At 68.1% G+C, this 26249-nt stretch carries 24 protein-coding genes; 9 read left to right on the top strand and 15 right to left on the bottom strand.

The features are described from left to right. Positions 1-4 precede the first annotated feature (4 nt). The 3 genes from CG723_RS15655 to CG723_RS15645 are packed head-to-tail and all read right to left on the bottom strand — an operon-like array spanning position 5 to position 4010. Complete coding sequence (locus CG723_RS15655; protein ID WP_100594018.1) at positions 5-871, bottom strand: DUF6339 family protein; 867 nt, start codon at positions 869-871, stop codon at positions 5-7. Then, a complete protein-coding gene (locus CG723_RS15650; protein ID WP_100594017.1) occupies positions 868-1860 on the bottom strand; it encodes a hypothetical protein in 993 nt (330 codons plus the stop codon). Before CG723_RS15650 ends, CG723_RS15655 begins: the two co-directional genes overlap by 4 nt. Continuing rightward, a complete protein-coding gene (locus tag CG723_RS15645) occupies positions 1857-4010 on the bottom strand; it encodes a helix-turn-helix transcriptional regulator (RefSeq protein ID WP_100594016.1) in 2154 nt (717 codons plus the stop codon). Before CG723_RS15645 ends, CG723_RS15650 begins: the two co-directional genes overlap by 4 nt. Positions 4011-4556: 546 nt before the next feature. Here CG723_RS15645 and CG723_RS15640 point away from each other — a divergent pair. From CG723_RS15640 to drmB, 5 genes are all read left to right on the top strand, one after another. Continuing rightward, positions 4557-4817 carry a hypothetical protein gene (locus CG723_RS15640; protein ID WP_100594015.1) on the top strand — a complete coding sequence of 87 codons (261 nt, stop codon included), beginning with the start codon at positions 4557-4559 and terminating at the stop codon, positions 4815-4817. 133 nt (positions 4818-4950) lie between these two features. After that, a complete protein-coding gene (locus CG723_RS15635) occupies positions 4951-9705 on the top strand; it encodes a DEAD/DEAH box helicase (protein WP_100594014.1) in 4755 nt (1584 codons plus the stop codon). Next, complete coding sequence (locus CG723_RS15630) at positions 9702-11612, top strand: UvrD-helicase domain-containing protein (RefSeq protein ID WP_100594013.1); 1911 nt, start codon at positions 9702-9704, stop codon at positions 11610-11612. The genes CG723_RS15635 and CG723_RS15630 overlap by 4 nt, the downstream gene beginning before the upstream one ends. Further along, on the top strand, positions 11609-14899 hold the full coding sequence (locus tag CG723_RS15625) for a helicase-related protein (protein ID WP_100594012.1): 3291 nt from the start codon (positions 11609-11611) through the stop codon (positions 14897-14899). The genes CG723_RS15630 and CG723_RS15625 overlap by 4 nt, the downstream gene beginning before the upstream one ends. After that, positions 14896-16761 (top strand): DUF1998 domain-containing protein, encoded by a 1866-nt coding sequence (gene drmB / locus CG723_RS15620; protein WP_100594011.1) that lies wholly within the window; start codon positions 14896-14898, stop codon positions 16759-16761. The genes CG723_RS15625 and drmB overlap by 4 nt, the downstream gene beginning before the upstream one ends. Before the next feature lie 8 nt (positions 16762-16769). Here drmB and CG723_RS15615 read toward each other — a convergent pair whose 3' ends face one another. The 3 genes from CG723_RS15615 to CG723_RS15605 all read right to left on the bottom strand — a co-directional run bounded on the left by CG723_RS15615 (position 16770) and on the right by CG723_RS15605 (position 18313). Next, positions 16770-17147 carry a hypothetical protein gene (locus CG723_RS15615; RefSeq protein WP_159032464.1) on the bottom strand — a complete coding sequence of 126 codons (378 nt, stop codon included), beginning with the start codon at positions 17145-17147 and terminating at the stop codon, positions 16770-16772. A gap of 157 nt (positions 17148-17304) precedes the next feature. After that, positions 17305-17526, bottom strand: coding sequence for a DUF397 domain-containing protein (locus tag CG723_RS15610; RefSeq protein ID WP_100594009.1), 222 nt, complete (start codon positions 17524-17526; stop codon positions 17305-17307). Then, the gene (locus CG723_RS15605) at positions 17519-18313 is read right to left on the bottom strand and encodes a helix-turn-helix domain-containing protein (RefSeq protein ID WP_100594008.1); all 795 of its coding nucleotides are present in this window, start codon (positions 18311-18313) and stop codon (positions 17519-17521) included. The genes CG723_RS15610 and CG723_RS15605 overlap by 8 nt, the downstream gene beginning before the upstream one ends. Before the next feature lie 194 nt (positions 18314-18507). On the opposite strand from CG723_RS15605, the gene CG723_RS15600 reads away from it, so the two are divergent. Next, positions 18508-18828, top strand: a complete 321-nt coding sequence (locus CG723_RS15600) for a hypothetical protein (protein ID WP_234374329.1) — start codon at positions 18508-18510, stop codon at positions 18826-18828. Then, entirely contained in the window at positions 18825-19208 is a 384-nt protein-coding gene (locus tag CG723_RS15595; protein ID WP_100594006.1) for a hypothetical protein, read from the top strand. Before CG723_RS15600 ends, CG723_RS15595 begins: the two co-directional genes overlap by 4 nt. 38 nt (positions 19209-19246) lie before the next feature. Here the strand turns inward: CG723_RS15595 and CG723_RS15590 are convergent, their stop codons facing one another. Continuing rightward, a complete protein-coding gene (locus CG723_RS15590) occupies positions 19247-19663 on the bottom strand; it encodes a nuclear transport factor 2 family protein (protein WP_100594005.1) in 417 nt (138 codons plus the stop codon). Between the two features lie 402 nt (positions 19664-20065). Between CG723_RS15590 and CG723_RS15585 the strand changes: the two genes are divergently transcribed. Next, positions 20066-20488: a hypothetical protein gene (locus CG723_RS15585; RefSeq protein WP_100594004.1), complete on the top strand. Its 423-nt coding sequence runs from the start codon at positions 20066-20068 to the stop codon at positions 20486-20488. A gap of 14 nt (positions 20489-20502) precedes the next feature. On the opposite strand, the gene CG723_RS15580 is transcribed toward CG723_RS15585, so the two are convergent. The 6 genes from CG723_RS15580 to CG723_RS15550 form a co-directional block, all read right to left on the bottom strand. Then, on the bottom strand, positions 20503-21204 hold the full coding sequence (locus tag CG723_RS15580) for a contact-dependent growth inhibition system immunity protein (RefSeq protein ID WP_100594003.1): 702 nt from the start codon (positions 21202-21204) through the stop codon (positions 20503-20505). Between the two features lie 34 nt (positions 21205-21238). Next, the gene (locus tag CG723_RS15575) at positions 21239-21544 is read right to left on the bottom strand and encodes an RNase A-like domain-containing protein (RefSeq protein ID WP_100594002.1); all 306 of its coding nucleotides are present in this window, start codon (positions 21542-21544) and stop codon (positions 21239-21241) included. Between the two features lie 17 nt (positions 21545-21561). Beyond that, on the bottom strand, positions 21562-22224 hold the full coding sequence (locus CG723_RS15570) for a hypothetical protein (RefSeq protein ID WP_100594001.1): 663 nt from the start codon (positions 22222-22224) through the stop codon (positions 21562-21564). Between the two features lie 19 nt (positions 22225-22243). Further along, complete coding sequence (locus tag CG723_RS47560) at positions 22244-23950, bottom strand: RNase A-like domain-containing protein (RefSeq protein WP_234374328.1); 1707 nt, start codon at positions 23948-23950, stop codon at positions 22244-22246. After that, positions 23950-24261 carry a WXG100 family type VII secretion target gene (locus CG723_RS15555; protein ID WP_234374327.1) on the bottom strand — a complete coding sequence of 104 codons (312 nt, stop codon included), beginning with the start codon at positions 24259-24261 and terminating at the stop codon, positions 23950-23952. The genes CG723_RS47560 and CG723_RS15555 overlap by 1 nt, the downstream gene beginning before the upstream one ends. 159 nt (positions 24262-24420) lie before the next feature. After that, positions 24421-24825: a WXG100 family type VII secretion target gene (locus CG723_RS15550; protein WP_100593999.1), complete on the bottom strand. Its 405-nt coding sequence runs from the start codon at positions 24823-24825 to the stop codon at positions 24421-24423. 204 nt (positions 24826-25029) lie between these two features. On the opposite strand from CG723_RS15550, the gene CG723_RS15545 reads away from it, so the two are divergent. Beyond that, the gene (locus CG723_RS15545) at positions 25030-25335 is read left to right on the top strand and encodes a hypothetical protein (RefSeq protein ID WP_100593998.1); all 306 of its coding nucleotides are present in this window, start codon (positions 25030-25032) and stop codon (positions 25333-25335) included. 17 nt (positions 25336-25352) lie between these two features. Here the strand turns inward: CG723_RS15545 and CG723_RS15540 are convergent, their stop codons facing one another. Together CG723_RS15540 and CG723_RS15535 are read right to left on the bottom strand one after the other, a co-directional pair. Further along, a complete protein-coding gene (locus CG723_RS15540) occupies positions 25353-25751 on the bottom strand; it encodes a VOC family protein (RefSeq protein ID WP_100593997.1) in 399 nt (132 codons plus the stop codon). Between the two features lie 43 nt (positions 25752-25794). Beyond that, positions 25795-26238, bottom strand: coding sequence for a hypothetical protein (locus CG723_RS15535; protein ID WP_100593996.1), 444 nt, complete (start codon positions 26236-26238; stop codon positions 25795-25797). Between the last annotated feature and the right edge of the window lie 11 nt (positions 26239-26249).

Here is a 26249-nt window from a genome sequence, read left to right as displayed (position 1 = left end):
CATTCTACCTACCCCTGACAGGCGCGGTCTCGAACAGTTCCGCGAAGTACTTGGTGAGACCAGCCACGGACTCCTCGGGCGCGGGATCCTCGTCCGGTCCCTCCGGAAGCGTGTAACGGCCGACCGGCGGCGCCGACTCGGCTTCCGCGATCCAGCGGCGCAGGGACTCGGGATCGCGAGGCCCGTCCGGGGCGAAGGCGTCGTAGACGATCGTCGCCCCGGCCGCGTTGATCGCGACGCTCAGGCCGTCGATCTCCCGGCCCGTGGTGACGGTTCCGCTCTGCAGGAGCCGGACCAGGGCCTGGGCTGTCGGACGATGGTCGATCAGCTCTTTCCGCAGGACGCTGTGGATGAGGTCCTGGTTGCTGCAGGCTGTCTCGACGGGCGCGTAGTCGGACCCGTTCCTGAAGAGTTCCGCCGCCCACCACAGACGTGAGAAGCACTGCCGGTCCGGCGAGCCGAGGAAGCGCTCTGCCGCGACTCGCCGATCCCTCCGCTTCACGGTCGCTCCCGGCAGATGCCGCCACACCACGTACTCGGGAGCCACCGCCACCGCCATGTGGTTCCACAGGCGCTTGTCGGCTGCCTCGCGGCGCGTCAGCCTCAGGGTGGCGTGGAGCCGCGGGGCGAGCCAAGCGTCCGCGCGGGCCCGATCCGCGGCGAATTCGTGCATGGCATCTTCGACCAGGCCACGGACGGGCTCCACGGCCCATCTGGCATCGTCCTCGGCAAGTGGCTCCACCACCTTGGCGACATCGATCCCGCCGTGCACCTCCTCGCCCCTCAACAGTCCCTCGGTGAGGAACGGGTCGGCGGCGGAAGTGTCCAACAGCCCGAGACGATCGGGCACGTGGTTCGGTTTGTTGATCACGTCGCGCTCTCTCGGTTCATCTGTTCCAGCCGCCGGATGGCGTGGCTCAGTGCCTTCGTGGTGTCGGAGCGGCGCACCGCCGCATAGTGGATACGGGTCTGCAGTTCGGCCCAGCCGGAGTCGCCGGTGCGACGGCGGTGGACCTGGCGCAGGGCGTCCTCGACGTGCAGGCCGGGGACCACATCGGGAAGCATCTCCCGCAGCACCTCACCCTTCCAGTCGGTGGGGAACACCGGGTCACCACCGTCGAGTTCCAGGTCTCCGAGGGCGCTGTGGAAGACCGCGCTCCAGACATCGGTGGCCATCTGCGAGATCAGCAGGTCGCTGACCTTGCTCTCGACACCGGACCCGACGCTGTCCAGCAGGCCGAGGAATCCGTCGACGTCCGTGTTCACGAAGACCGTGGGAAGGCGCGCCGAGGTGTCGACGATCCACGGCACATCGGCGTAGGCGCGCAACCATTCCCGTGCGCTCGTCCTGAACGGCGCTTTCTGGACACTGAGTTGGAGCTCGCTGACCGGGTCGTCGGACAGCGTGTCGACAATCCAGTTCGCGCTGCTCTCGGCGATCACGCGGCCCGGCACCGCGTCGACGGTACCGACGGCGAAGGCTGACAGGGATGCCCTACCCGCGTGGTCGTCCCGGAGCACGTCCACCGTGCCGGACCAGTCCCGGCCGTCCTCCGTGTCACGCGCCAGCTCCACACAGGTGCGCATGTTGGTCTCGCCGTCGGTCAGCACGGCGAGAACACGGAGTTCGGACCAGGGTGCGTCATCCGCGTCCGCCCCGGGCGGCATCGTCGCGGAGACCCGGAGGCCGGCGCTCACCCAGCTGTTGTGACCGGCTGTGCCGAGCGCGACCGCCCGTTGCGCAGTGGAAAAGGCACTGGTCTCCAGCGGGTCCCGCGTACCGTCGGTGAGCTTGAGCGACACCGCCGTCACCCGGAGGGAGATCGGCCGGTTGAGCCGCTTGTACGGGTAGACCTTCACGCGTCCTCCCGCTTGCCGGTGCGGAGTTCGACGACCAGGCGGCTGAGCGCCGTCCGGACGGGGTGGCTGGTGACGTCAGTGGCACCACGGAACGTGGCTCGGCGGGCGCCGGGGGCAAAGCGGAGGGTGCCGTCGACCACCTCGCAACCCTCGATTCCCTCCAGCTCAGCCCACCGCAGGTTGGGACGGCCGCCGGACCGTACGTCGAGTTGGGCGATCGGCGCCATGGGCGTGATCTCGTCGCCGCGAGGAATGGTCACCTGGGCAGTGATCCGCCAGTCTCCCCCGTCGCCGATCTCCGCCTCCAGCGTGTCCAATACGGGTACGACAGGTCCGCTCGGCGCCTTGGCCTTGGGCTTCGCCTTCACGGTCAGCGCCTTCCGCAGCGCCGCACCGCCCTCCGTACTCCCGCGTTTGGGTCGTGCGACGAGATCTTTGACAGCCTGATTGACCTCGGCGGTGAGCGCGTTGATCCGTCGGTACGCAGCCGGGGACCACCTCAGGGTCAGCTCGTCGGTCTGTCCCCAGCCGTCGTGCTCAGGGGGCTCCGCGGCGCGCAGGAAGTCTTCGGACTCGCGGGTGAAGGCGGCTGTCTCGCCGGCGGCGTCTCCGAGCAGGAGCACCGCTTGGAAGGGGTTGACCCCGAGTGGCAGCCCTGGGACCCTGGACCGCTTGACGGTCATCCGGTTTCCGCGCAGGGAGTGGACCTGATTCTTGCCGCCGTGGTCGTTCTCCTCCGCGTCGGTGAGCAGGAGGACACCTTGGTGGGTGCCGAGCGATCCTCGGGCCCCGCCGGACAGTGGCAGCTTGAGCGGGATCTGCCGCATCGCGACCTGCCCCGCCTCGGTGAGCTTCTCCACCGTGGCGCCGTCGTAGTGCGCCTTCAGCGCGCGGGTGCGGGCCGGCTGCTCGGCGGAGGGGTCGATCTGCTCCTCGGGCACGACGACTTCGCCGTTTCGCATGGTCCGCACGAAGACTTCGAGCAGGGGAAGCCTTCCACCACCACCCGTCATCGCCGCCCAGAAGTCCCGGCCGAGAGCCTCCACGAGCCGGAAATGCATGCGCTCGATGTTGCGCGGGTCCGTGCCCTCGTCGTCGGCTTCGTCGACGTCGTCGTCGATCCCGGAGGTCGACGCGTCCAGACTGGCGACGTCGTGCGCGCCGACGACGAGGAACGAGGTGCCGGGTTCATCGCTCTCGCGGGTCAGGTGCAGCCGCTCCACCTCCGCCTCGTCGGCCCACCAGGAGCGGGCCACCGCCGCGCCCGGGGTGTCCGGGTCGGGGCGACCCAGCCAGGCAGGACCGGCATAGGGTGCGCCGTCGACCTCACGCCAGGGCAGTTCGAGTCGCCCGATGACCCGGCGCTCGGTACGGCCCTCGTGCGCGGCGGACAGAGTGGAGTTGATGAGTACGAGGCCGAGCGCGCTGGTGGCCCACAGGGTCGCCTTGCCCAGGCCGTACGAACCTCCCGCACCGGGGCCGGACTTGAGGCTCTCCAGCTGACGTCTTACGACGGCGGCGAACTTGCCGTCGCCGTAGTCGTCACCGGTGAGCCCGGAGGCGTTGTAGTCGTCGATCCGCAGCAGGACCAGCCGCCCTTGCTCGTACATGTCCCGGACACCCGAGTCCACTACGCGGCCGACCTTCTGATTCCCGGACGCGTCGGAGACGGCCGAGTAGTGCGGGAACAGGTCGTTCCAGAGGATGGCGTCGCGGAAGTCGTCCAGTGCGTCGCCGGTCAGCTCGTGGAGGGTGTAGCGGACACGGACCGGCCGGCCGTTCTCACGCAGGCGCTCGTCGAGGCTGTTCTGACAGGTCTCGCGGGCGAGCACCTGCACGTCGGCGTCGAAGGCGAACGCGGCCGCGTTGCCCAAGTCCCGGCCGCCGTCCGGGTATCCAGGACGGTGGTACCAGGTGACCGGCAGGCCGGACTGCGTGTCGGTGGTGCGGGTGTGCACCGTGCCGATGTCCGTGCCGAGCGCCCTCGCGATGTCCGTCATGACCGTCGGACGCGGGGTCGACCTACCGGTGATCCAGGCGGAGACCGCAGCTCGGGTGAGCTTGAGTTCGTCCGCCAGTTCCGCCTGCGACTTCCCCGCGAACTTGAGCTGTCGAGCCAACCAGGGCCCGAACTCCTCGCCTGTCTCCACGCTCCGCTGCTCCTCTCTCGGGACCCCGGCCAGACCACATGTGACCGGATGATCCCGCAGCGTAATTTGACACCACACCCAACGTCAACTGCCGGTTGACCAGGGCTCTTTCATGATTCCCCCTTGAAGACCCAGTCCACTTGTCCAGATATATCCCTTTCTTGTCGATCCGCCCTCCTCCAAAAATCGGAAGCGTCAGTTCCACACAGCCACCTCAACTCGCCGAACTCCAGGGCGAATTGAAGGTTGCGCACCGACCCCCGGCACCGCTACCTTCGACGGCGATGCAGTGCATCTCGCTCGGCCAAACCTCCAACAAGAGGCGGCGTGCGGCATAGGGAGAGGTGTATCCACACACCGAAAACCAAGACGTCCGAAGAATCATTTCCCCGAATCGACAGGATCCACCGGCAAGACGACCGCCACCCCTGGTCGGCTTGGTGTTCAGTCGACCCTCGGACACAGCCACCGAGAAATCTTCCCGCAGATGACTCATGCCTGAAATCAACTCGCCGCCACTTCTAAGAAAAAGAGGCAACGCGCTTCATGATTGAACCGAGTGATGACAATTTCATCCTCTCCTCCCGGGAGCTCAGCGCCATCGAGTTGGACATCCTGATGGAGGGCAGACAGGCCGAGGCGAAGAAGATCCTCGACCTCCACGAGCTGTCCGAGGATTCCCTTCCGCACCACCACCCCGGCCTGGCAGAGTCGATCCAGAGGCTCCCCGAGGACCTGCAGTCCCCTGTCCAGGGGGACGAGGACCGTTCGGAGGACTGGCCTGACGCGCCCTCCAGGGACATCTGACGCCGTTCCCCTGGAGGAGGGCGCGTCAGTCGAGTCCTCCCCCGCTCCGGTGGGCCGGCCGCACACGTTTCGGCGGCCGGCCCACCTCCATCCCAGTCTTCAACGCATTTGACGCACCAGGAGCGCAGCAGCCGTGCAGCCTTCAGACCAGCGGGTCGTTCAGACCGTCCTCGAGCAGTCCTCACGCGTCCTTCAGACCTATTCCGTAGACCCCGGCCTCGTGGCCGAGCACGCGAACGGCGAGCGTCGAATCACTCAGGGTGGATACGGGGACAGACAGCTCTTCGAACTCGTCCAGAACGCCGCTGACGAAATCTCCGCAGCACCCGGCGGAAGGATTCAGGTCGTTCTCACAGCAACACATCTCTACTGCGCCAACGAAGGTGATGCCGTCACCCCCGAGGGCGCCGAGACAATTCTCCGTATGAGCATGTCCAAAAAGCGCGGAGGTCAGATCGGCCGTTTCGGCGTGGGCGTGAAGTCCGTTCTTGTCGTGACCGACACGCCTGAATTCTTCAGCAAGTCAGGAAGCTTCGGATTCGATCGGTCCTGGTCCTACGAGAAAATCAACGCCGTTCCGGGCGTCACCGACCGGTACGGAGAGAATTTCGATGCACCGGTGCTTCGCATGGCCCGCCCTCTCGACATGCCGACTGAACGAAACACCGACCCCGTGCTGAAGGAGCTGCTGACCTGGGCGACCACCGTGGTGCGCCTCCCGCTGCTCGCCGGCGCCGACGATCGGTTGGGCCGGGACATGCACGGAGGTCGAGCCAAGAACCATGGCGAGATCCGTGATGAATTCCCTGTCGGCTTCCAGTTGTTCTCCCCGCACGTCGGCCAGGTGGTCTTGGAGGACCGAAGGCCTCGCCCTGTGTTGCGTCGCGTTCTGACCTCTCACCAGTCGGACGACCTGCACACCATCGACGAAGAGCGGACCGGAAAGGCCGTCGCCAAAACCTCCTGGCGCGTGTTCACCACCACGCACGAGCCTGGGCCGGCGGCGCGCGCGGACGCCGGTGAGCTCCACGACCGCGTCGCGCTGGACCTGTCCTGGGCCGTTCCGGCGTTGGCCGAGGACCCGTCGACCGGCCTCTACACCGCCAACGCCCGTGGCCGCGGTCGGTTCTGGTCCTTCTTCCCGACCAAATACGATATGACGTTGAGCGGCGTTCTCAACGGGGCCTGGAAGACGAACGAGGACCGCCAGAACCTGCTGGACTCCTCGCCGTTCAACCAGGAGATGATCCGGGTGGCCGCGCGTCTCGTCGTCGACTCCCTTCCTTCGCTCGCTCCGGAGCAGGATCCCGCCGCTTATCTGCCGCTGCTGCCCGGCCGCGTGAAGGAGTCGATCAGCTGGGCCGACGAGTTCCTCACCCGCGAGATCTGGAACCGTGCCGCGAGCAGTCCGTCCCTGCCGGACCAGGACGGGACTCTGCGCAACCCGGCGGATCTGCAGGCCCCTCCCCGGTTCAAGGACGCGAAGGACAAGGCGAAGTGGCTGGGACTCTGGCACGACTGCCCGGGCCGTCCGTCGAACTGGCTGCATCCCAGCGCCGACGCGGACACGCTTCGTTCCGGCAAGGTGGAGCACATCCTCGGCGAGCGGCGCCAGGAACGCGCAGGTGTGCGTGAGTGGTTGGAAGCTCTGGTGCAGTGCGGCACAGCCGAGTCGTCCAAGGCGGCGATCAAGATCCTCGCCGCTCTGGTGGAGTCGAAGCGCCCCGAGGCCGAAGAGGCACGTAAGGCGCGTGTCATCCTCACCGAGGAGCACGGATTCGTCGCGCCCATGCACGGCAAGGTCTTCCGCCGCACCGAGCAGGGCGGACTGCGCGAGTCGCTGGTGTACGTGGTCGACGCGCTGGCACAGGACAGCGAACTGACGCACGAGCTCAACGTCCTGGGGGTTCGGGAAGCCGACGTCGAAGGTCGGTTCACCAGCGTCCTCGATCAGGGCTTCGACCACTACGGCGAAGCCGAATGGCAGCGCTTCTGGGAACTGTTCCGCCAGGCAGGCATCAGGCAGCAGACCTACAAGGTGCTGGAGCGGATGTCCGACCCTCGCGACACACTGCATGTCCGGACCGGTGACGGCCGCTTCCGGCCGATCGTGGACTGCATGCTGCCCGGTCCCGTCGTCGACGTCAGCCGTGATCCCGAGATCGCGGTCGACGTCGTGTTCCACTCGGACGACCTTCCGTTCTTCGCCCAGGTCGGGCTGCGTCCGAAGCCGTCGAGCGGTGTCCGACCGAGCACGCACGAAGAGTGGTTCCAGGACTACCGGGAAGCCGTCCACGCCTCGCATCTGCGTGGGCTGGACAGTCGCGCTCCTCGACCTGCGATCAATCGGCTCAAGCTGGAGGGCGCGCCGATCGGTGGGCCTCTGCACCTCTTCCGTGCCATGTCCGAGGAGTCCCGGGCCAACTTCCTCAAGGCTCTCCCCGACGAGTCCGTGGTGGACAACTGGACCCGCCAGTTCGGTGCGCAGGCGAACACCCGGCAGGCGGTTCCCTCTCCCATCCGGTGGATGCTGCGGAAGTACGGGGTCGTCGGGACCACCCAGGGCCTGAAGCCGCTCAAAGAGGCAGTGGGGCCACAACTCGCCTCGTACCACGATGTGTTGCCCGTCGCCGACATCTCTCCGGAGAAGGCACGCAAGCTCCATCTGCCCGTCACGGTCGACGAGGTGCCGCCCCAGCTCTGGCAGTCGCTGCTCGACGCGGTGGCCCGCAGCGAAGACGACGTCTTCGTCGGAGCCACGTACGTAATGCTCACCCGGTTCGAGGCCGACTTCCCCGAGGACTCCCTGACACGATGCCGCATCGGCGACACGTGGGGCGCCCGGCCCGACGACGAGATCACGCTTGCCGTCGACACGACCGAATATCGCGCGCTGCGCGCAGAGCAGCTTCCCGCGCTCCTGGTCCCGTCTGCTGCCGACGCCGAGCTCATGGTCGAGCGGTGGGGCATGCTCCGCTACGCCGACGTGATCAGCACGGAGACGCGTGAGGTCCCCGACGGTGATCCGGTGCTCCTCGTCGACCTCTACCCGGGGCTGCGCCAGCGTCTGAACAGCACGAACCGCTCCAGTTCCGTCCAGCGCTGCAGTGAGCTGGAGGAGGTGATCCGCACTCCGAACGGAACGCGCTCGGCACCCCTCAAGGCCGTGCGCCAGGGCGACGTCGTGAAGGTGCGGGTGCCGCTGGAGCGCGCACCGATGCTGGCCCTGATCGACACCGGGCTCGGGCTCGGGCTCCGCGCCGAAGGGTGCCGTGCCGTGCTGGAGCTCGAAGAGCGCATGGCCCGGGACAGCGCGATGCAGGCCGCCGTGAAGGCCGTACGCGAGGCACAGGACATGGTCACCAAGATCGAGCTGCTGATCGGTGCGGACGCCCTGCGCGCAGGCCTGCCCGAAGGGCTCGTCGAGGCTGAGATACAGGAGGGGGACGGCGAGCCGACCCCGCGCCGCATCGCGCAGATGGCGTTCAACTCGCACGGTGACGGCGTGCTCCAGCAGCACGCGCGCGACGTCCAGGCGCGGTTCCCCAATGCCCCGGGCAGCTACACCGGAACGTCCAACGCGATCGCGTTCGTCTCCGATCTCAGGCTCCCGGTGTCGTTCGCGGGATCGCGCACACCCTCGCCTCCTCCCTTCGAGACGATCGACGGCCCCCAGGACTTCCCGAGCCTCCACGACTACCAGGAGGACCTGGTCCGCAACGTCACGACCATGCTCGACCGCCTCGCACCGCAGCGCGGCATGCTGTCACTGCCCACGGGCGCGGGCAAGACGCGTGTGACAGCCGAGGCCGTGATCCGTTGGGTCAAGCGAGTCAGGGATCTCACAGGTCCGCTGCTGTGGATCGCGCAGACCGAAGAGCTCTGCGAACAGGCCGTCCAGAGCTGGAAGTTCGTATGGAGCAAAGTCGGAGCGGAGCGTCCTCTCGTCATCAGTCGGCTGTGGGGCAGCAACGAGGTCGGCGACGTGGTCGACCACCCGCATCTCGTGGTCGCCACGGACGCCAAGCTGGAACGCTGCCTCGGCACGGACCAGTACGACTGGCTGCGGCAAGCCGCTCTGGTGATCGTGGATGAGGCGCACACCGCCGTCTCCAAGCGCTACACGGAGATCCTCGGCCGGCTCGGGCTCACGCAGTACGAGACCGAGCGCCATCTCCTGGGCCTGACCGCGACGCCGTTCCGCAACAACAACGAGGACGAGACGCGTCGCCTGGTCAGCCGCTTCGGAAACCGCCGGCTCGACGAGGGCGTCTTCCCCTCCGGCGACCCGTATCGGGATCTCCAGAAATGGGAAATGCTCGCCCAGGTGGAACACCGCACTCTGGAAGGCGGCCAGATCGAACTGACTCGGGACGAAAAGAGCCACGCCGACACCATGGCGATGCTCTCCCGGTCCGCCGAACAGAGGCTCGCCGACGACCACGCGCGCAGCCGTCGCATCGTCGATGCGGTGGCCGCGCTGCCAAGTGACTGGCCGACTCTGCTTTTTGCCACATCTGTGGACCACGCCAAGTACCTGGCTGCCATGCTGAACGACCGCGGTATCCGCTCCGCTGCTGTGGACTCGACCACCAGCACCCAGGACCGCCGCACCCGCATCGAGAACTTCCGGAACAATCGAATCCGCGTGCTCACCAACTACGGCGTCCTCACCCAGGGCTTCGATGCCCCGGCCACCCGCGTCGTGGTCGTGGCCAGGCCGGTCTTCAGCAAGAACGTCTACCAGCAGATGATCGGGCGTGGCCTGCGCGGGCCCAAGAACGGCGGCAAGGACACCTGCCTGATTCTCAACGTGAGCGACAACATCACGAACTTCGATACCGACCTCGCCTTCGCCGAGTTCGAACACCTCTGGAGCCGTAAGTGACCGACGCCTACCTCGACACCCCTCCGCTCACCGAAGAGCAGCGGGCCGTGGTCGAGCAGCCCTGGGACGCACGCGTCCTGGTCACCGCCGGGGCAGGCGCCGGGAAGACACACACCCTGGTGCGCCGGCTCGACGAGCTGTGCGGGCACGAGGACCCCGAGGAGGCTCTGGAGGCCTCCGAGATTCTTGTGCTGACGTTCTCCCGGGCCGCCACACGTGAGCTCCGCGAGCGGATCGCCCGGCACGGGGAGCGAGCCAGGCGCGTCCGCGCGCAGACTTTCGACGCCTGGGCTTACAGCATCGTCGCCCAGGCGTACCCGGACCGCGACTGGAGTGCGACGGGCTTCGACGAGCGGATCAGGACGGCGGCCGACGCGATCGCCGCCGGCGCGTTGGAGGCCGGTGACGCCGTACCCCCCGCCCATGTCGTGATCGACGAGGTCCAAGACCTCGTCGGCGACCGCAGGGAACTCGTCCAGACCCTGCTCGACGTGTACCAGCGGAGCTGTGGCTTCACCGTGGTCGGCGACGCCGCGCAGTTCGTCTACGGCTTTCAGATCGAGGACCCGGCCGAGCGCGCCGACGAGACCGGTCTTTTCTTCGCCTGGCTGCGCGCCTCGTTCCTCGACGACCTCGTGGAGCTGCGCCTGACCGAGAACTTCCGGGCCACCACTCCTGAGGCCCGGGCCGCGCTCGCGGTCGGTCCCCCGCTCCAGGAGATCGCCGAGGAGGACGCGGCCGCGACCCTCTTCGAAGAACTGCGCGAGCTGCTGCTCACGCCCGCGAACAGGATGGCCGACCTCACCGATCCGTTCACCCTGGACGGCCTGCGCACCTCCGACGGCACCACAGCCATCCTCACCCGCGACAACCGCCAGGCTCTCGTCGTCTCCGGCCTGCTGCACGCCAACGGCGTCAAGCACCGGCTGCGGCGGTCCCTGGAGGAGCGGCCCGTGCCGTACTGGGTGGCCGAACTGCTGCGCCGGACCGAGGCGTCCGGGCTGTCCGAGGACAGGTTCCGCTCGCTGCTCGCCTCGATCCCGCTGCCGTACGATCCGAACGCGGATGTCCTGTGGACCGTGCTGCGGCGTGTGGCGCGCGGCCCCGGGCGCAACGTGGTCGACCTCGACCGGCTGCGCCGCGCGGTCGCCGACCGGCGCTTCCCGGACGAGGCGGCCGACCCCGAGACGGCAGGGCTCACCGTCTCCACGACGCACCGGGCCAAGGGCCTCGAGTTCGACCGGGTGATCGTGCTGACGCCGCCGACCGTCGCCGAGCTGCGCAAGCAGTTCAAGGACAACCTGGATATGCGGGCCGAGGCCTGGGCCCTCTACGTGGCGATGACCCGCGCGCGGGCGGACCTCCACTTCATGGACGGCCCGCGGCTGCCGATCGTGAAGCGCGCCGAGAAGCGGAGGAACGGCCGACAGTACGTCGGCGGATTCAAGTCGTGGGACCGGTACGGCATCGTGGCCGGCGCCCACGACGTATCCCCGGACGCCCCGTCCGGGGGCGAGGTCGAAGCCGTCGCGACCCAGACCTACCTCCTGGAGAAGGTCCGGCCCGGCGACGAGGTCGTCCTGCGCAGGCGGCACGACCTCCCCCTCGGCGAGTGGCAAAGCCCGCCGTACGTCCTGCTGCACGAGGGACGCGAGATCGGCGAGGCGTCCGAGAGGTTCACGCAGGAGCTGTACCAGGTGCAGAAGGTGAATCGCGGTTGGGATCCCTGGTGGCCCGACGAGATCCGTGAACTGCGGGTGGACACGCTGGAGACGGTGTCTGGCAGCACCGCCACCGGCGCGAACGCCGGGCTGGGCGACCGGGGTGTGTGGATCGCCCCGCGCATCACCGGCATCGGCTGGTATCGGAAGAGCGAGACGGACGAGGAGCAGGAGCAGCTCGCATGACGCACATTGCAGGCCGGCACGCCGAGCACTATCGGGTCCGCGACGAGGAACTGCTTGTGGGACTGCGCCGTGAGCTGTTCGGCCCGGTCCCGGACGCGGCACCCGAGGACCGGGCGGAGGTGCTGACCCAGGATGCCCCGATCGACCGCTATCTGTCCGGTGTTCTGTATCCGATGCCGTCGGACGCCGCCTCGGAACGGGTTCTTCGTGAGGACGCCGACGAGCACGAGGGCGACGACGAGACGCCCCTTTCCGCTCGCGCGGACGGAGACGAATCGATGACGGCCCCGGAGCCCGACACGGCGGGAAGCCGGCGTCCGTCATCGATGGGCCTGAGCTTCGCGGTCGACCCGCACATCTGTGGCTCGATCCGCGTGGACGTCCGGGCCGCGATGTACGAGCCGATCAACGCCGAGGGCAAGGCGGTCTCCGCCCGTCGCGCCGAGGCGCGCACCACCTCCGACCAGCGCGAGCACTGGCGCCGCAAGGAACTCGAGTTCGCGCCGATCGCTCCGATCGACGTGACGACGCCGAACCCGAACGTCGAGATCTCTCTGGGCTCCGACGTCATGCTCCGTCTCATCGTCCGCCGTCCCAGCCCGATCACCGGAACGGTGACGGTCACGGTCACCCTGGTCAACGAGAACAAGGTCGGCGAACGGGAGCTCCAGGACGCCTTCGCGCTCTTTCAGTGCGGCCTGACGGTGCGCTCGGCCGACGGCTCGAGCTCCGTCGTCGAGCGCAGGGCGCACACCGCCGCCCACGACCCCGAAGTGGCCACCAGCCGACTGCTGCACCGCCACGCCCCAACCTTCGCGGTCGGTCACGGCTGCGCCGCCGAATGGGACTGGACCCCTTCGCCGGTCGGGATCAGCGAGTCCCGGGAGGCCGCGGTCCCCGAGGTACGCAGTTCGTTCGTGCCCTCGGTCGAGGTGCTGCTGACCGACTCCAACCCGGAGATCGACACCTCCGCTCTGTCCATGGTCGGCCTGGCCGAGCGCCCGGACGCCGAGGTCCTCGCCGCCCTGCGGGCGCTCTCCGACGGCTACGAGCACTGGATCAAGGCCAAGGAGTTCGAGGCCGCCACGTTCAAGGACGAGGCACACCACGGGCCCGCGCAGGAACGAGTCAGCGACTGCCGCGAGGCCCTGGCCAGGATCCGCGAGGGCATCGACCTGCTCGGCACGGAGCCGGACCTGATGCAGGCGTTCCGGCTCGCCAATCGGGCCATGGCCGAGCAGCGGGCGCGCAGCGCCTGGGTGAAGGGTGGCCGGCAGGGGGCCCCGAAGCCCGAGGCGGGGCACTGGCGGCCCTTCCAGATCGCGTTCATGCTGCTGTGTCTGGCAGGTCTCGACGACCAGGACCACACCGACCGCGGTTTCTCGGACCTCTTGTGGTTCCCCACCGGCGGTGGCAAGACCGAGGCGTACCTCGGCCTGATCGCGCTCACCTCCTTCCTCCGTCGTATTCGCCTCGGCGCGGACGGCGGCGGTGTCACGGTCCTGATGCGCTACACGTTGCGCCTGCTCACGCTCCAGCAGTTCGAGCGTGCCGCGATCCTGCTGTGCGCCATGGAGCGGATGCGGCGCGCCGACCCGTCGACGCTGGGCGACGAGGAGTTCTCCCTGGGGATGTGGGTCGGTAAGTCGGCGACGCCCAACACTCTCGACAGCGCCGACAAGAAGCTCGCGGAGCTCCGTGCCGACCTGGACAAGCGTCTCGCCAAGGAGAACCCGGTCCAGCTGCACGCCTGCCCGTGGTGCGGCACCCGCCTCGACGCGCGGAACTACGACGCGGACCTGGAGGCCCGACGGATGTTCGTACGCTGCCCGGGCACGGGTTGCGACTTCGCGGACGGGCTGCCGGTGCACATGGTCGACGAGGCCGTGTACGCGGCACGCCCGACGCTGGTGATCGCCACCGTGGACAAGTTCGCGTCCATGCCGTGGCGGCCGGCCACAGCCGCGCTCTTCAACCGTGACCGGGACGACGCGACTCCGCCCCCGGAGCTCATCGTCCAGGACGAACTCCACCTGATCTCCGGCCCACTGGGCACTCTCACGGGCCTGTACGAGACGGCGGTCGACGCCCTCGCCTCGCTCCCCACCGATCCCGATCGCCCCTGGGCGGGCCGCCCCAAGGTGATCGCTTCCACGGCGACGATCCGACGGGCACAGGATCAGGGCACCAACCTCTTCGACCGGGAGGTCCGCCAGTTCCCGCCGGCCGGTCTGGACGCCCGCGACTCCTGGTTCGCCGTCGAGACTCCGCGCGAGGACAAGGCCAGCCGCCGGTACGTGGGTCTGTTCGCCCCTGGCACCAGCCAGTCGACCCTGCTCATCCGTACGTACGCCACGCTGCTGCACCGGGCGAAGAACGCACGGACCGAGGACGAGGTGCGCGACGCGTACATCAGCCTCGTCGGCTACTTCAACAGCCTGCGGTTGCTGTCCGCCGCGGAGCTCCAGGTCCACGACGACGTCGTGGCCTACCTGGAACTGCTCGCCGCGCGCGAAGGCGTCGACGTCCGGTCCGTGGCGAACTACTCGGAGCTGACGAGCCGGATCGACGCGAGCGAGATCCCGGCCCGACTCAAGGGCATCGAGAAGAAACTGCCCGACGAGGACACCGTGGACGTCCTCCTCGCCACCAACATGATCGCCGTCGGTGTCGACGTGGACCGCCTCGGTCTCATGGCCGTCATGGGTCAGCCGCAGACCACGGCCGAGTACATCCAGGCCACGAGCCGTGTCGGCCGCGCGCACCCCGGGCTCGTCGCCGTGATGCTGAACTCGGCGCGCTCCCGCGACCGTTCCCACTACGAGAACTTCCAGCGCTTCCACTCCGCGCTCTACCGCGAGGTCGAGTCCACCTCGGTCACCCCGTTCTCAGCACGCTCCCGGGAGCGTGGGCTGCACGCGGTCGTCGTCGCGCTGGCCCGCATCCTCGTCCCGGCCGCCCGAGCCAACGAGGGTGCCGGCCGGGTCGCCGACTACGAACACCGCCTCAGGGGAGAGATCAGGGACTTGCTGCTCACCCGTGTGGCCAAGGTCGCCTACAGCGAAGTAGCCGTCACCGCACGCGAGTTCGACAAGATCGTGGACCGGTGGTGCGCCGAGGCCGAGATCCATGGCGGCCTGTTCTTCGAGCCCGTCCCGGGCAGCCGCATCCCTTCGCTCCTGAAGCCGTACGACGACGAGACCGAGGACCGCGAGGCGTGGCGCACCCTGTGGAGCCTGCGCGACGTCGACGCCGAGTCCGCCCTGTTCATGGAGGCTTCCCGATGACCCCGCCCCCCGCCCGTCGCCGCAGGACCGGCGGAAACGGTTCCACGCCCGTTCTCAACCTTCGCCGCCGCGGCGCCGTCCGTCGCGCGCAGGCGATCACCACTTACGGCGTCGGCGCGATGATCGCCGTCGACCAGGAGTCGTTCATCGTCTCCGGACTGGACGATGCCGAGGAACACTGGAACCGCGACGAGTCCCCTCGCATCCATGAGCAGCGTCTGTCCCGGCTGCTGGGTGTCGGCCACTTCAGGCTGCCTCCCGCGTCCGACGAGAGCAGCAGGGACGGCCTGCGCGTCCGCCGCTTCCCCGTCATGCACTCGTGCCCCGAGTGCAAGGACCTGCAGCGACACCAGGCCTTCAACTCTCCGGCCGGTCGCAGTGTGTGCGGGACCTGCGAGGTCGACCTGGTGCCCTCCCGCTTCGTCGTGGCCTGCGAGGCTGGGCACATCGACGAGTTCCCGTACTGGCACTGGGTCCACCGCTCGTCGGAGCGCGGCGGAGGATCCGGGGCCACGGCAGGCTCGTGCGGCGGCACGCTCAAGATGCGTTCCTCGGGCCGGAGCTTGTCGCTGCGTTCGGTCCTGGTCTCGTGCACCTGCGGAGTTCCCGAGGTGTCCATGGAGGGCTCCTTCCGCAAGAACGCGCTGAAGGACCTCGGCCTGCGCTGCCGCGGCACCCGCCCCTGGCTCGGCACCTCGGTGCCCGCGCAGTCCTGCGCCGAAACCGCGCGCACGATCCAGCGCGGTTCGTCCTCCGCCTGGCAGCCGGTCCTCAAGTCCGCGCTGTCCATCCCGCCGTGGAGCGACGGCCGCGCCGACCCGCTCGCCGACCGTTGGCCCCTGCTGCGTAAGCTGGAAGGTCGCGCAGCGATCGAGGGCTTCCTCTACGGAGCGTTCCCGGACGGCCCTCCGGTCTCCGTGGACGAGGTGATGGAACTCCTCGAGGCCGAGCGCGAGGAGGACCCTCAGGACGAGGGGACCCCCACCTTCGAGCACCGCTACCAGGCCCTGCGCAACAAGGAGTACGAGCGCCTGCGTGCTGGCAACGACGACCGCGAGCGCTCCCGCGACGAGCAGTTCGTCTGCGAGCCCCCGGTCGGCGACCCGAAGCTCCTGAACCCGCTGGGCGTCACCGGCCCCATGCTGGTGAAGAAGCTGCGCGAGGTGCGCGCCCTGAAGGCGTTCACCCGGCTCGCAGAACCCGAGTCGGCGTCCGAGGCGTACGAGGCCGCTCTCTCCGCGTCGGGTCTGAACTGGTTGCCGGCGATGGAGGTGCGCGGCGAGGGTGTCTTCTTCCGTCTGGACGAGGCGCGTCTCGCCGCCTGGGAGGCGGCCACGGCCGCCCGGGTGCAGCGAATGCGCTCAGCTCATCAGAAGCTCCTGGAGCAGAGTGCCAAGGACCCGGGACACGTCCCGACGTCTCCCGCGACTCCGCGCATGGTGCTCCTGCACACACTGGCGCACGTGCTCATCAACGAGTGGAGCCTGGACGCCGGTTACCCGGCGGCAGCCCTGCGCGAGCGGCTCTACGCCGACGAGCACATGGCCGGCGTGCTGATCTACACGGCCACGAGCGATTCGGCGGGCAGTCTCGGCGGTCTGGTGGCCCAGGGTGAGCCCGAGCGCCTGGCGGACACCCTGCACTCGGCCGTGCGTCGCGCGGAATGGTGCTCGTCCGACCCACTGTGCATCGAGTCGCGCAGGTCCGGCACCGGTGGTACCAACCTCGCCGCGTGCCACGCCTGCGTGATGCTCCCCGAGACGAGCTGCGAGCACAACAACATCCTTCTCGACCGAGCGCTCCTCGTCGGAACCCCCGACGCCCCGTCCATCGGGTTCTTCACCGGGCTCCTGGACGGCTGAGGCACACATCAGCTGGATTCCCTCGCGCGCACCTCGGCCTCGAAGTGCCCCTTCGCCCGGTTCAATGCCTCGTCCGGGTCGCGGCCGTGGGCGCGTAGCCAGTGGAGGAGGTCCGTGATCACGTCGATCGCGGACTCTTCCGCGAGGGCGATGCTCAGGTGTGTGCGCCGGGCTTCTCTCGGTGCGCCGGCCTCGCCGTGCAGAGTGATCAGTGACTCGGCCCTGGCCGCACGCAGCCCACCAGCATGGCCGTTCGGGGTGGACAGACCCGTGGCCAGTTCGCACCACGTGAACTTCGAGTCGGCGGACGGTACGACGCCCCATCGGTCGACGAACGCGTCCACCAGCAGGTCTCCCCTGGGGCCGAACACCGAGATCCTCAACACGCCGTTAACCAACGTAAGTTCCACTTAAAGGAGGCCGCGGCCGTACAGCAGTGCGTTCGCCGCAAGCTCCGAGACCAGAAGCGCAACCACACCTGCCTGCGCAGTCGGCTACCGCTCGCGACCAGTCCAGCCACCACGCCCGAGCCGGCGCGAAAGGTCAGAAGTGGAAGCTTCCGGCCTTGACCGCTGTGATGAATGAGGACCAGCCAGTTGAAGGGAAGACCAGTGCGGGCCCGTTCGGGGTCTTGGAGTCGCGGACAGGGATACCTGTGGGGTGGTTGTCCAGGACTTCCAGGCAGCTGCCGCCCTCGCTGCCGCTGTAGGACGACTTCCGCCAGCCGTTCAGTCCGGCAGCGTTCCAGATGATCGGTTCAGTCATGATGTCCGTAGTCCTTTGCCGTCGCCCGTAGCAGGGCCAGTGACTCCTTGAGCGGCAGTGCGTCGCTTAGCGCAAGATCGTAACGACCTTGAAGCTCCTGAACCATGGCCGGGGAGTCATGCACCTTCCCCATGCGTACCCCCTCGCTGTATGCCACCGGCGGCTGATCGTCGAACCACATCAGCGTCAGCATGCTCTCCAGCAACGGGTGGAACCCCAAGGAGCGCGGCAGTACATGCACGCGGACGCGTCCCGACTCGGCCAGCCTGACGATGTGCATGATCTGCTCGGCCATAACGTCAGGGCCACCAATGGGTCGGCCCAGCACGGCCTCGTCCAGGAGAGCCCACACTACGGGCGATACGGGATCCTCAAGGATCTTCGCTCGCTCAAGCCGTGTGACAACGAGCCTGTCACATTCCTTTTGCCTCACAGGAGGGTAGGAAGGGCTCAGAACCGCACGGGCATACCTTTCCGTCTGCAGGATGCCGGGGACGAAGGAGAGCGCGAACTCGCGTAGCTCAACGGCCTGTTGTTCGAGCGCATGGGCTGACTCGAAGTGTTCAGCGACCGCCCCGTCGCTGTCGGGAAGGAAGCTGCTCAGCACATTGCCGGTGTTCAGGGCCTTGTCCAGCCTCCGTGCGTCCGCCTTCGACGGAAGCCTTCGCCCCGCCTCGATGTGTGAGATGTGCGAACGCGTCATGACCGCCGCCGTGGCCAGCTCCTGCTGCGTTACGCCCGCCGCCTCGCGCTGCGCCTTCAGCCATTCCCCATAGGTGTTGCTCATCGTCAACTCCCGTGCGACAGATGCTTTGTCACCTCTGACCCCCTGGCGAGCCTAACCCGGCCTATCTCACTCTGTAAGCGGATCGCTACACAGCGATGTCCATGCAGGTCGACCTGCCCTCAGGCACGGAAGACCCCCGCGACCGTCCTCGAATCGGCCGGGGCATGGACACCAACTTCGGAGGAGTTGATGACGTGTTGAACCCTGTCGCCCGCCTCATCGAGGCGCTGCTGCGGCTTGGCTGGCCCGCCTCCGGGCGGCACCGGCAGCACACGGCGGCGGCTCCACCAGACCCCGCACCCGCACCCGCACCCCACACTCCGCCTCGCCGCCCCTCCCCGCACACGGCCCCCCTCCGCGGTGAAGACTCCCGACTCGTCCGCCCCTACCTCCTCGCCCACGAGCAACGCGAGCAGGCGAAGCGGCAACGCGGCCGGCGCCGTGCCCTTTGGCTCGCCGTGCACGGAGTGGACATCGGCCCGCGCCGTATCCACGGCGTTGAGGTGGTCGCGTGATCTACCAGAGCCACGACGCCACAACCGTCAGCCGGCCCAGGCTCCTGCCCTGGTCCAACCTGGACGGGAACCCCTGCTACCTCCTCAGCGACGGCACCGGCAGCAGCCATCTCTCCCGCGTAGCCGACAACGTCGAATCCGTTCAGCTCGACATGGCAGAAGAGCTCCTCGACCACGCCGCCGACCTCCTTGGCGACGGCGACGGCGACGGCGACGGCAAGACCACCGCGCACCAACTCCGCTTCCTGACAGCCCGATTGGTCGAGGCGCTGCACGACGTGCACCGCATCGCCTGTAGCAGAGGGGCCCGCCTCCCCGTGCCTGACGGCGATGACGACGAGCCAGCCGACGCCGAGTTGCAGACGAGCGCGGGTCGGTAAGAGATCGTCGATAACGCCCGGTTTCCGCGCGGCGTCGGTCAGGGCCGGTCGAACCAGATGAACGACGCGATGCGCCAGCCCTCCGGCGTGCGGACGAACTGGATTGACTTCGTGCCGCCGCCCTCGAACGGTTCGCCGTTCATGATGCCGGACTTGCGGTATTCGCCGAAGCGCGCGGCGATGTCGCCCGCGATCTGGGTCCGTTCGGTCGTCTCCCACTCGGAGAACTCCACCAGCCGGCCGTCCGAGAGGAGCTTCCGGCGCGGCTCGATGAACTCGTCCACCGTGTAGGCCGTGGTCGCCGGGCCGGTGCTCACGATCACGGCGCCCGGGATCGTGAGGCGGCGGATCCGGTCGACGTCCGCCTCGCTGCCGCCCCTGTTGTCGAACGCGCCGAAGAACTCGGCCGTGATCGCGTCGATTTCGGTCTTGGTGGTGCTTATGGTCTCCGACATGGCGGGGACGGTAGCACCCGGCCGGACGGACCTGTCGGGGCGACGGTTCGGCCGCGCTCCGCGCCTGGTGGGGCCGCCGAACTCCCGGAACTCGCCCGGGCTTTGACACCCGTCGGCCACCAATCCGGGCGGACGAGTGAAGCTCCTGTCGGCGACGCTCCAGCCGCCCCCACTCAGGGCGAGATGAGTACACGTCCCCGTCTCCCGGGCCGCGGCCCTGCGCTGGGATGGGGGCATGGCTCCCACCCGTGCCCGTGCCCATGCCCATGCCCGTACCCGTACCCGTACCCGTATCCCACGCGCCGCCGGGGGCTCCGCGTCGCCGCTCTCCTCGCCCTCGCCGGCGCCATGACGGCCTGCTCCACCCACGTCGGCCCGGCCCGGCGCACGTACCGGCAAGCCATGGACGCCATGTATCCGGATGTCTACGGCGCGGCCGAGGCCGTCGATCCTGGGCGTGAGCCCGAGGAGTTCGGTGGCGGCAGCAGTGCTTGTCACCCTCAGGACTTCGTCGGGGATTCCATGGATGACGCTCAGGTCGTCGCTTCTGCCGATGTCAGCGTGACCCTCAGCGCCTCCGATTCACGCTCCCCCGATCAGCTCGTACGCGAAGTCGTCACGCGGCTTGAGGGCAAGGGATGGAAACGGTCGGGCGGCGAGGAGAAGGGGGGCGGAGACGTGGCCGTCCGGGTGAAGCGGCCCGGTTCCGGCAGCGCCCATGTCTCCGCGCACCGCGAACATTCGGAAAACAGCAGGGACTTCACCGTTCTCGACGTCGGCGTCGTCACCGTCTGCTTGCGGAACCCCAGCTTCGGCAGCCGCTGAGTGCGGGCGAGGCCCTACTCTCCGCCCTGGGCGCGCCCCTCCCCGTAATCCGCCACGAAGCCTCCCCCGCCCATCTGCTCCGCCACCCGCGCCAGCCAGCCCGACGGGGAGTACGGGGTCTCCGGGTCGACCTCCATGCCCAGTTCCGTCAGCCCCTGTGCGTAGTCCGACTCGTCCAGGGGCAGGGCCAGCAGTTCGTGGAGTTCTCCCGCCAGGCGCGCCTTGAGGTGGAGGTCCGTGGTGGTGATGTAGTCCCTGGTCGCCGCGTCGTGGTCTTCGAACTCGTCCGGCATGTCCTGGGAGAACCAGCCGCCGAGGAACTGGGCGGCTTCGGGGAAGCGGGCGTGCCACTCCCAGTGGGTCACGGGGGCGGAGGGCGGCGGGACTTCGCCCGCCTCGATGCTGTGCTTGATGTGGTCGGCGAGGATACGCAGCCAGTCCTGGATGTCCGCCTCGGGCAGCCCGACGTCGGGGACGGGGTAGAACTCGCCCAGGCGCAGGCGCACACGGCCCGGGGGGTTGCGGGAGTACTCGCGGAGCTGTTGTTCGGCGTCGGCCAGTGCCCAGGGGCGCGTGTGCCAGGTGTGGCGGAGGTAGGCGGTGAGCGCTGCGCCCGGCTTGTCCTCGGTGTCATCGGCCGCCTGGCCCACGTACGCGCGCATCACCTGGTCCAACTCGCCGTATCGACGGTCGTGTTCGAGGGGATTCATGGGCACGGCTGCGACATCCTCTACGGGTGGTTACAGATGGTTACAGGTAGACCGGGAACGTGGCGTGCACCACGAAACCGTGCGGGCTCGCGTCGTCCCGCCTGAGGATCACGCGTGCGGCTCGTACGTCGACCGGGTCGCGGCCTGCCAGCATCATCGCCTGGAGCAGGACCCGGCCGACCGGGTCCTGGCGTGACGGCCAGGCCGCCTCGACGGTGAGGCGGGGGCGGGTGGACTGGGCCAGCCATCGGTGGACGAGCTGCTCGTTGGCGGTGACCACCTGCTGGGTCGCCCATTGGGCGGTCTCGCGGTCGGGGTACGTGGAAGAGCGGATTCGGGTCGGCACTTTACCTTCCGTGTGTCTCAGTGTTCATGCCGCATATGGTCATTGATCAACCCAAGCAGTTCCCTGACCGACGCGATGGAAGCCCACGGAATCTGCTCCGAGATGTTGACGCGGAAAGATTCCTGCTCCGGGAACAGGACCAAAGCCGTTTGCGCCTCGGCCGCCAAGGGAGACAGGAATTCAGGGCAATAGGGGTGCTCTGAATCAACGGCCGCCCGGACCGATTCCTCGATCGACGAATACTCGCCATCATAGATCCAGTTTGCACCGAATCCGCCTAGCCGAGGAAATAGGACGCGAGCCTCCCATGCGGCCATGGGGAGTTCCGCGTAATCCGCAACCGGACCTTGGGCCAGAATCCTGATGATTCCCGCCAGTGTGCGCAAATACTCACCTCCACCCACTCCATCGGCGACCCGCAGCAGCCTCTTCTGGAATTCGGCAGGGACAAAAGGCGCGGAGTCGCCGTCCACGACATCTCCCACGAACTCCAGGAGTGCGGCGACGGTGGAAATGGGGCAGGCCCAGTGAGCGGCATTCGAATTCTCCACAATCCGAATGAAGCGCCTCAGATCGTCGTCCAACGGACTGGCGCCGGAAGATTCCTGACATCTCGCCGCGAGATCGAGGAGCCTCTCCACCGGGCCGCTGTTGAACAGCGCACCTGTGTACGACTTCACTTGCTCGGCTCCTCGTTGACTAGGGTGCTGCGGGGTAGGACGTTATGACGACGAACGGCGGATCGATCCCGGACTTGTATTTTAGCGCCACTTCCACGGACTTCACGTCTCCGGCCGTGGCGTTCATTCCGTGCGCGTCATATTCGGCCCGGGTGACTGATTTCCCTGTCGCCTCATTGAAGGTGAGAGTGAGCGGAGGGTCGATCTTAGAGTTGTCGGGATTCCGGTTCGGATTGTTCCTGGCCCGCCGCTCAACCCCTTCGATCCATTTTTCCACCCGCTCTGCATTGGTGGCGTCATCGAGCGTCGCCTGAGTGAAGCGTTCGGCGGACGGCATGTCTTTGAACGTGGAGGCGGACGGAGGCTGGCTCTGGTCACGCAAGCGCTGGCTCAGCTGATCGGTAGTGAGGCCAATGTGCTTGTCCACCGGGTGACTTCCGTGGATCCCTTCCTGGTTCGCCAGGTCGATGGCGTAGAAGTGGTTCTTCTCGTCCGCGTCCTTGGTGTACTTGTGCTCCTGCTTGAAGTCGTTCAGCGAGCGGGCGCCGAACGCTTCCGCGCGGGCCTCCTCCGCCGCGTACGTCGGAGCGCTCCGATACGCCTCGTCCAACGCCTCCATGAGCGCGTCGAGTCGGGGCCAGAGCGCGTTCACGCGGCGGTTGTACTCCTCCACGACGCGGTTGAGCGCGGCCGTGTCGATGTTGAGCGTGATCTCGACGCTCAGCTCCGCGCCGCCCTTGGCGAGGCCCTTGAGGAAGCGGCCTACGCCCTTCGCGCCCTCCTTGAGGTCCTTGAGGTCGACGCCGTCACTGAGGTCGATGTCGCCGACGGCCTTCTTGACCGCGTCGAAGTAGATGTCCCAGACCTCGCCGTTCACGTACACCGCCGCCTCGGCGAACTCGCGCAGCAAGTCGCTGATCTTCATCGCGGTGTCGAACAGGACGGACATGACCGGGTGGCTCGGCTTCTGGTTGGCAGCCTTGTCGTGCGCCCACTCGTAACCGGAGGTGGTCTGGCCCCACGCCGTGGTTCCCCACAGCGAGCTGCAGAACTGGCGCATGGCGTCGTGCCATTCGCTGTTGCTCTGCTGGGTGATGCCGTACATCTGGCCCGTCAGATTGCCCTCGGCCCAGGACAGCGCCTTCGTCATGTCCGCCCAGGACTGCGACAGCGAATTGAGGTAGTGCTGCTGCGGATACGGGTAGACCTCGGCGACCTTGCCCCAGCGGAAGGCATGTTCGAGCAGCGGGCGGATGAGGTGCCAGACGACGTCCGGGATGCACTCCAGGAGCGAGCGGATGAAGTCGTCTCCGCCGTCGTCGTCGCCCCACTTCAGGTCGGGGACCGAGCCGTAGTCCGGGACCTTGTCGATGACGACGGGCGGGGGCTGTGTCTGGGGCTTGGTCTTGCCCGAGGCGTCGTTGGCGGCCTCCGCCTTGGAGTAGTTGTTCGCGGTGGTGGCGAAGCCGACCGCGGCGCCTCCGATACTGACGACGGCCTTGGCCCACACCTCGAGGTAGCGGTTGGCCGCCTTGAGGTAGGAGGCGGCGAAGGCCTGCGGGGCCGTGCCGTATCCGCCCGCGTCGGGGTACTCCTTGAGCTCCTTGATCAGGTTCTTGGCGGCCTTGTCGAACGGCGTCTGTTCGCCCGCGAACCCGCCCGCGACCTGATGCAGGGTGGACGGCTTGACGTCGATGGTGCCGCTGCTCGGCGCCGGCGTCCCCATCAGGCCGCGCCCCAGCCGCGCAGGACCGCCCGGTGCGCCGCCGCGTAGTTGATGTGGCCCGTCGTCACGATCTCGTGCAGCCACTTCTGGGCCGCCTGGAGATCCTGCGCCGAGTGGTCCCACTCGTCGAGCTTGTCGATGAACGTCTCCCGGGCCTCGCCCTGCCAGGACAGGACGACCGGCTCTACGCGCTCGTAGAGGTCGTCGATCCGCCCGTTGAGCTGCTTGAGGATGTCCTCCAGCTCCACCGCGAGGTGGTGGAGGGTGGTGAAGGTGACCGATATGTGGTCGTCGGCGTCGCTGGGCGGCACGGATCCCCCTTGTCGCTGTGCACGTCTGCGGCTACGAGTTGTGGCGTACGGCTGTGGCATGGCTAGGGCTGCATCCGCGTACGGGGTTCCGGTCCACGGCTGCGTACGGATGCGGCGGCGAATGGTGAATGGCGAGGGCGAGTGCGTGGACCCGCCGGATCAGAAGCTGTCCAGGCCGCTGCGCGGCCGTGAAGGCGGCGCGGGCGCGTCGATGTTCGGCGTGGACAGCTTGTCCGCCTCGCCCGCCACATCGACGTTGACCTGGATCCGGCGGAACTGGTCGAGCTTGTCCAGTTCGAGCTGCGTGAAGCCGTCGCGGCTCATGCGGACCGCCTGCTCCAGGACCTTCATCACCTCGCGGATCCGAACGGCGTCCTCGGCCGCCGCCCGGTGAAATCCCCGGTACGCCGTCGACGCCGGGCCGCTCCAGCCCGCCTCGATGCTGTCGACGATCGTGTCCATGCGCTTCACCTGCTTGTCCAGGTGGTCCTGCATGCCGTCCAGGTCGTCCGCGAGCTTGGTCAGCTTCTCCGGCGGAACCCGTAGATCTTTTGGATCGCCCATCACACCGCTCCCCCGGTCACATGTGGCGCTCAACCCCCGTTGATCGCACAGGAATTCTAGAGCACCTCGGGCCAAACGCGACGGCCCCCTCGGCCCCCGCATTCACGGAGAACCGGCCTGCCCGCAGGCACCGCAATCCCGCGCGTTAGCCTCGAATCGGTCCACGTCCACCCGGGCCGCACCTGACGGAGAAGCGAGGCAGCGATGGCGAAGGTACCGGCGGCAGCAGTGGCCGCGAGCGGAATTGTCGGCGGGTACGCCGTGGCCCGGTTCACCAAGAAGCGGCAGCTCGGCGGCGTCGTGCTGGCCGCCGCGGGAGTCGCGGCCGGGGCCCAGTGGCGGCAGGCCGCCGGGGGCAAGGTGGCTGCCGTGCTCGGTGGTGCCTACGTCGCCGCCTTCGCCGGGTCGCACCCGCTCGCCAAGAAGCTCGGCGCCTGGCCCGCCGTGTTCACGACCGCCGGGGGCGTCGCCGCCGCGTCCTGGGCGCTCGCCGACCGCCGCGCCGCGTAGGGCGGACCCCTGAGGGGCTACGCGCCCCGGTGCCCCAGCACATTCACCACGCGCCCCTCCGGGTCCCGCACGAAGAAGCGGCGCACGCCCCACTCCTCGTCGCGGAGGTCGTGGACGATCTCCGCGCCGGATGCCCGTACCTGCTCGTAGACCGCGTCCACGTCCTCGACCTCCACGCTGAGGTCCGGGATCACGGGCGCGGTCTCGTCGTGGGTGAGGAAGCTGACCTGAGCGGTCGGGTTGGAGGGGGACGCCAGGGTCATCACCCAGGCCTCGGGGGTCCGGGGGTCTCCCGCTCCCCCGGTGGAGAGGCGCATGACCTCCTCGAAGCCGAGCAGGCCGTAGAAGCCGCGGTTCTCGGCCATCGACTCCGGCGACTTCGTCGTGAGGTTCGGGACGATCCTGCGGATGGTCATCGGGGCTCCCGGGCGGTGGGGTCATGTCGGGGCGGTACGCGGACTACCGGTCATCCTTGCGGAACGTGCGTCCGACCGCCGCCGCGATGAGCACCGCCCCCGCCATCACGAGCGAGAAGAACCACCACACCAGCTGCCACGGGAAGATGCCTCCCGGGTCGGGGTGGGAGGCGAACGACGCGTAGAGGAGCACGATCGGCGGGGCCGCCACCAGCAGGACCGCCAGCGGAAGGCGGTCGCGACGGCCGGCGTACGCGCCGAGGGCCAGGAGGGTCACGGCGAGGATCGTGACACCCAGGTTCGTCACCGGGGTGGTCTCGTTGATCGAGCCGGGGGTCTCCGGACGGTTGCGCAGGTCCCAGGGCATGCACAGGACGTACGCCGCTGTGGACAGGCCCAGGAGGAGCAGGCGGGTCAGCCAGCGCTCCGGCCATGGGCTGCGGGGCAGAGGCTTCAGGAGACGTGCTGCTGCGGTTCCGGCAGTCATGGCTACGAGGT

Origin of the sequence: Streptomyces sp. CB01635 (assembly GCF_002803065.1) — a bacterium.
Lineage (GTDB): Bacteria > Actinomycetota > Actinomycetes > Streptomycetales > Streptomycetaceae > Streptomyces.
This window is presented reverse-complemented; position numbering and strand designations above follow the sequence as displayed.